Origin of the sequence: [Mycobacterium] manitobense (assembly GCF_025821665.1) — a bacterium.
GTDB lineage: Bacteria > Actinomycetota > Actinomycetes > Mycobacteriales > Mycobacteriaceae > Mycobacterium > Mycobacterium arseniciresistens.
Genome location: NZ_JACKSJ010000253.1, coordinates 1 through 6,232 on the forward strand (window position 1 = coordinate 1; position 6,232 = coordinate 6,232).

At 68.2% G+C, this 6,232-nt stretch carries 1 pseudogene; it reads left to right on the forward strand.

The window, feature by feature from the left end:
* A pseudogene (locus tag H7I41_RS28055) lies at nucleotides 1-6,232 on the forward strand (amino acid adenylation domain-containing protein); the annotation flags it as partial.

Below are 6,232 nucleotides of genomic sequence, written 5' to 3' on the forward strand. Positions count from 1 at the left end.
TTGCCGTTGACCGTCAACGGCAAGCTGGACAAGCGTGCACTGCCTGAGCCTGAGTACGGCGACAGCGGTGGTTACCGGGCACCTTCTGATGCGGTCGAGGAGGTACTGGCCGGCATCTACAGTCAGGTCCTGGGCCTGCAACGCGTCGGAGTCGACGACTCCTTCTTCGAACTCGGCGGCGACAGCATCCTTTCCATGCAGGTCGTCACGGCAGCGCGCGCCGCGGGCATCCGGTGCCGGCCCCGCGACGTCTTCGTCGAGCAGACGGTGGCGCGACTGGCCCGGGTGGCCAGAGTCGCCGACGACGAAGGACAGGCCGACGATGGTGTCGGCCCGCTGCCGGCCACTCCGATCATTCGCTGGCTGAACGGCCTCGGCGGAGCCGACGAGTTCAACCAGACCGTGGTGCTGCAGGCCCCGGTCGGGGCGACCGAGGCAGATGCCGTCGCCGTTCTGCAGGCGGTGCTGGACCGACATGCGATGCTGCGCTTGCGCATCGACGACGACGGCGGGCCGGACGGTTGGTCGCTGACCGTCCCCGCCGACGGGACGGTTCGAGCCGCGGACTGCCTGAACACCGTCACCGAGCTCAGCGATGACGTGCTGCTCGCAGCCAGGTCGCGGTTGAATCCCGCTGCCGGCGCCATGGTGAGCGCACTGTGGGCGACGGCCACGAGTGAGTTCGTGCTGATGATCCACCACCTGGCGGTGGATGGGGTGTCGTGGCGGATCCTGGTGGAGGACGTCAACATCGCCTGGACTCAACTGCGCAGCGGACAACCGGTGGAGCTACCGAAGCCGGGCACCTCGTTCGCCCGGTGGGCCGCGCTGCTGGCCGCCCATGCCCTCGACACCCAGGTGGTGCAGCAGGCGGACCGGTGGCGGCAGGTGCTGACGACTGAGCCGGTGGTGCCGGCGGCGCAGTCCGACGTGGACACGTTCGCCAGTGCCGGCCGCCTGTCACTGACGTTGGATGCGCAGACGACTCGCGCACTGCTGGGCGAGGTGCCCGCGGCGTTCCATGCGGGCGTACAGGACATCCTGCTGATCGCCTACGGCCTGGCACTGACCGAGTTCTTCGGCAGCGGCGACGCCCCGATCGCCATCGATGTCGAAGGACACGGGCGCGTCGAGGAACTCGCGGACGACGTCGACCTGTCCCGCACCGTCGGGTGGTTCACCATGAAACACCCTGTGGCTCTGGCACTGCGCAGACTGTCCTGGCCGCAACTGGTGAGCGGCGAGATGACCGTCGGCTCACTGGTGAAGGACGCCAAGGAACAGTTGCGTGCCTTGCCCGACGGACTGACTTACGGTCTGTTGCGTTACCTGAATCCCGATGTGGCCGTGGACGGGCCGGAACCGGCGATCGGATTCAACTACCTGGGCCGGCTCGGTGCGGCTGCCGAACTGACCGAGGATCTCTGGCGGATCAGTCAGCGCGGCATGTCGTCGGTGGGCGTCGCAGCGGAGTTGCCGATGCCCTTGGCGCACACCGTCGAGCTCAACGCGGCCACGGTCGACACCGCTGAGGGTCCTGCTCTGCAGGCGGACTGGACGTGGGCACGCTCGGCGCTCGACGACGAGCAGGTCGGCCGGCTCGCAAGGTTGTGGTTCGACGCCCTGGCGGGGATCTGCGCACACGTGGGCAAGGGCGGCGGCGGGCTGACGCCGTCGGACATCCTGCCTGCCCGACTCGACCAGGGTCAGATCGACGAGCTCCAGAGCCGGTTCGCCATTGCCGACATCCTGCCCCTCACGCCGCTGCAGCAGGGCCTGCTCTTCCACGCCAGTGCCACCCGAGGCACCGACAGCCTGGACGAGTTGTACGCCGTCCAGGTGGAATTCAACGTGGCCGGTCCACTCGAGATCCAGCGGCTACGCGATGCGGTCCAGACGGTCGTCCGCCGCCATCCAAATCTCGTCGCGCGGTTCAGTGAGGAATTCGACGAGCCGGTGCAGCTCATCCCGGCCGAGCCCGCAGCGGTATGGCGGTACATCGATGTCGCGGACGACGGCACCCAGCCTGATGAGACGATCCGGCAGGTGTGTGCCGCCGAGCGGTCGGCGGTCGGGAATTTCACGGAGGAACCCGCCTTCCGCATCGTGCTCATCCGCACCGCCGAGGAGCGCCACCACTGCGTCGTGACCTTCCACCACATCGTGATCGACGGTTGGTCGATGCCCGTTCTCCTGCACGAGATCTTCGCGAGCTACGTCGGCGAGCACCTTCCGGTGCCCGGGTCGTACCGCAACTTCGTGGCCTGGCTGGCGGGTAGGGACGTCGATTCGGCCCGCGCGGCATGGGCGGAGGTCTTCGCCGGCTTCTCGACGCCGACGTTGGTCAGTCCGCCGGACCGTTCGGAACTGGGGCAGCGCGCCGTGCGCCGGATCGCGGTGCCGGAGGAAACGACCGCGGCGCTCGATGCGCTCGCGCGGACGCATCACACCACGATGAGCACTGTGCTGCAGGGTGCCTGGGCGCTGCTGCTGACGTCACTGACCGGGCAGCACGACGTCGCATTCGGTGTCACGGTGTCCGGACGGCCGGCCGAGGTGGCAGGCGCAGAGACGATGATCGGTCTCGTCATCAACACGGTGCCGGTACGCGCGACGATCACGCCGGAGACGACGGTGGCCGATCTGTTGAAGCAGCTGCAGCGGTCACACAGCGCGACACTCGACCATCAGCACCTGGCCCTGCGCGAGATCCACCGCGTCGCAGGCCATGACGAGCTGTTCGACACCTGCATCGTCTATCAGAACTACCCCATCGACACCGGAGCGCAGATGAGTGCGGGGAACCTGGCCATCAGTGACATCACCGGTCGCGAGTACAACCACTACCCGCTGACGGTCCAGGCACATCCGGGGCGCGAACTCGACATGCGTGTCGAATACGACACCGACGTGTACAGCCCGGCCCGCATCGATGCGTTGATGCGACGGCTACAGCGGGTGTTCATGGCAATGACGGCCAACCAGGAGAGCCCATCATGACCGCTGATGCCACGCGGCTGCTGTCGTTCGACCTCTTCGACGACGATGAGCACGCCCAGCTCGACGAGTGGGCGAACAAGAAGGTGCTGGACGGGCCGGTGCCGGCCGGGGTGTCGATACCGGTGTTGTTCGCCGGGCACGTGGCCCGCCGCCCCGAGGCGGTGGCGGTGTCGTTCGACGGCGGGTCGATGACCTACGCACAGCTGGACGCGGCCGCTGATCGCATGGCGCACCGGTTGGCCGCCCAGGGCGCGCGGCCGGGTGAATGTGTGGCGATCCTGCTCAACCGGTCGGTCGACGCGGTGGTGTCCATCCTCGCCGTCATGAAGACCGGGGCCGCCTATCTGCCGATCGACCCTGCCCATCCGGACGCCCGGATCGGCTTCGTGCTCGAGGACGCGGCTCCGATCGCTGCGGTGACCACCGACGAACTGCGTCTTCGGCTCGACGGTCACGGCCTCGCGGTCATCGACATCATGAATCCCGGCACCGCGAGCGAGCCGGCGACGCTGCAGCCGCCGGAGGCGGACGACGTGGCGTACATCATCTACACGTCGGGCACCACGGGTGTGCCCAAGGGCGTTGCGATCACCCACCGCAACGTGACCCAGCTGTTGGAGTCGCTCGACGCCGGACTGCCCCGCGCAGGGGTGTGGGCGTTGTGCCACTCGCTGTCCTTCGACGTCTCGGCATGGGAGATCTTCGCTCCGCTGCTGGACGGCGGCCGACTCGTCGTGGTCTCCGAACAGGTCACGAGCTCACCGGATGAATTCCACGACATGCTGGTGGCTGAGGGCGTGACGGTGCTCACCCACACGCCGTCGGCGGTGGCCATGCTCTCGCCCGAGAGCCTCGACTCGATGGCCCTGGTGATGGCGGGCGAGGCCTGCACCTCAGAGGTCGTGGACCGATGGGCGCCCGGACGGGTGATGATCAACGCCTACGGCCCCACCGAGACCACCATGTGCGTGGCGATCAGCACACCGTTGACTCCCGGCACGGGAGCGCCCCCGATCGGATCACCGGTACCGGGAGCGGCGCTCTTCGTGCTGGACAAGTGGCTGCGACCGGTGTCGCCGGGTGTGGTCGGCGACCTGTACGTGGCCGGGCACGGGGTCGGTGTCGGCTACGTGGGCCGACCGGGACTGACGGGGACTCGATTCGTCGCGTGCCCTTTCGGAGGCGCAGGCGCGCGGATGTACCGCACCGGGGATCTGGTGCGCTGGAACGACGACGGGCAGCTGCAGTATCTGGGCCGCGCCGACGAGCAGGTCAAGATCCGCGGCTACCGCATCGAACTCGGTGAGATCCAAGCCGCTCTTGCCGCGTTGGACGGGGTGAGCCAGGCCGCCGTGATCGCCAGGGAGGACCGGCCGGGTGACAAGCGGCTGGTCGGTTACGTGACCGGAACCGCGGATCCGGCCAAGGCGCGTGCCGAGCTGGCCGAGCGCCTACCCGGATACATGGTGCCGGCCGCCGTGCTGGCGCTGGACACTCTGCCGCTGACGGTCAACGGCAAGCTCGACACCCGCGCGCTGCCTGCGCCCGAGTACCACGCCGCAGGGGACCGCTACCGCGCGCCGGCAACGCCCGCCGAGGAGATCCTGACCGGGATCTTCGGCGAGGTCCTCGGCGTGGAGCGCGTCGGGGCGGACGACTCGTTCTTCGATCTGGGTGGCGACAGCATCCTCGCGATGCGCGCGATCGCCGCGGTGAACAGAGCGCTCGACGGCGGGCTGTCCGTGCGCGCCCTGTTCGAGTCGCCGACGGTTGCGCACCTGGCGACCCGTCTCGGCGAGGACGGCGACGGGCGCGCGCCGCTGGTGGCTGTCGAACAGCGGCCGGAAGTGATCCCGCTGTCGTATGCCCAGAACCGGCTGTGGTTCCTGGATCAGCTGCAGGGGCCGTCGGCGGTCTACAACATGGCGGTCGCTCTGCGGCTGAGCGGAACGCTGGACACCGAGGCCCTGAGGGTGGCGCTCGCGGACGTGGTGGACCGCCACGAGTCCCTGCGAACCGTGTTCTCGACGAACGAGGGAAGACCACAGCAGATCGTGCTCCCCTCCGAGACAGTCGATTTCGGCTGGGACGTGGTCGACGCCACGGCATGGCCGGCGGCCCGACTGGTCGAGGCCATCGAAGGGCTGGCGGCGTACGCATTCGACCTGGCCGGCGAGATTCCGCTGCAGGCGCGGCTGTTTCGGCTCGCCGGGGACGAACACGCGCTGGTCGCGGTCGTGCACCATATCGCCGCCGACGGGTTGTCGGTCACCCCACTGGTCGTGGACATGGGCGCGGCGTACTCGGCGCGCGCACAGGGACGGGCACCGGAGTGGGCGCCGCTGGCCGTCCAGTACGTGGATTACACGCTGTGGCAGCGTGAGCAGCTCGGCGACATCGACGACCCCGACAGCCGCATAGGGGCTCAGCTGGCCTACTGGCAGAGCGCGTTGGCCGGGATGCCCGAACGACTTCAGCTGCCCACCGATCGGCCCTACCCGGCGGTGGCGGATCACCGTGGCGCCCGGGTCGCGGTGGAGTGGTCGGCGCAACTGCAGCAGCAGGTGCGCGAAACGGCCCGCCAACACAACGCCACCAGCTTCATGGTCGTGCAGGCCGCCCTTGCAGTGCTCCTCGGACAGTTGGGTTCCACTTCCGATGTGGCAGTGGGATACCCGATCGCCGGACGGAACGACTCGGCACTCGACGAGTTGGTGGGATTCTTCGTCAACACCCTCGTCCTGCGCACGGATTTGAGTGGTGATCCCACGTCAGCGGAGCTGCTCGCCCAGGTCCGGCAACGGAGCCTGGCGGCGTTCGACCATCAGGACGTGCCTTTCGAGGTGCTGGTCGATCGGCTCAATCCCGTTCGCTCGATGGCGCACCATCCGCTGGTGCAGGTCCTGCTCGCCTGGCAGAACATCGCCGGGCAGGACAGCGAGACCGCAGGCGGGCTGAGCCTGGGCGATGTCCAGGTCACGCCGATTCACGCTGACACCCACACCGCCCGAGTCGATCTGACGTTCTCGCTCGCGGAGCGCTGGACGAGCACCGGCGAATTCGCGGGCATCAGCGGTGAGGTGGAATTCCGTACCGACGTGTTCGACGCAGCCGGCATCGAGGTGCTGATCGCCCGTTTCGAGCGGGTGTTGTGGGCGATGTGTGGTGATCCGGGTCGGCGGTTGTCGTCGGTGGATGTGCTTGATGCCGGTGAGCGTGGGCAGTTGGATGT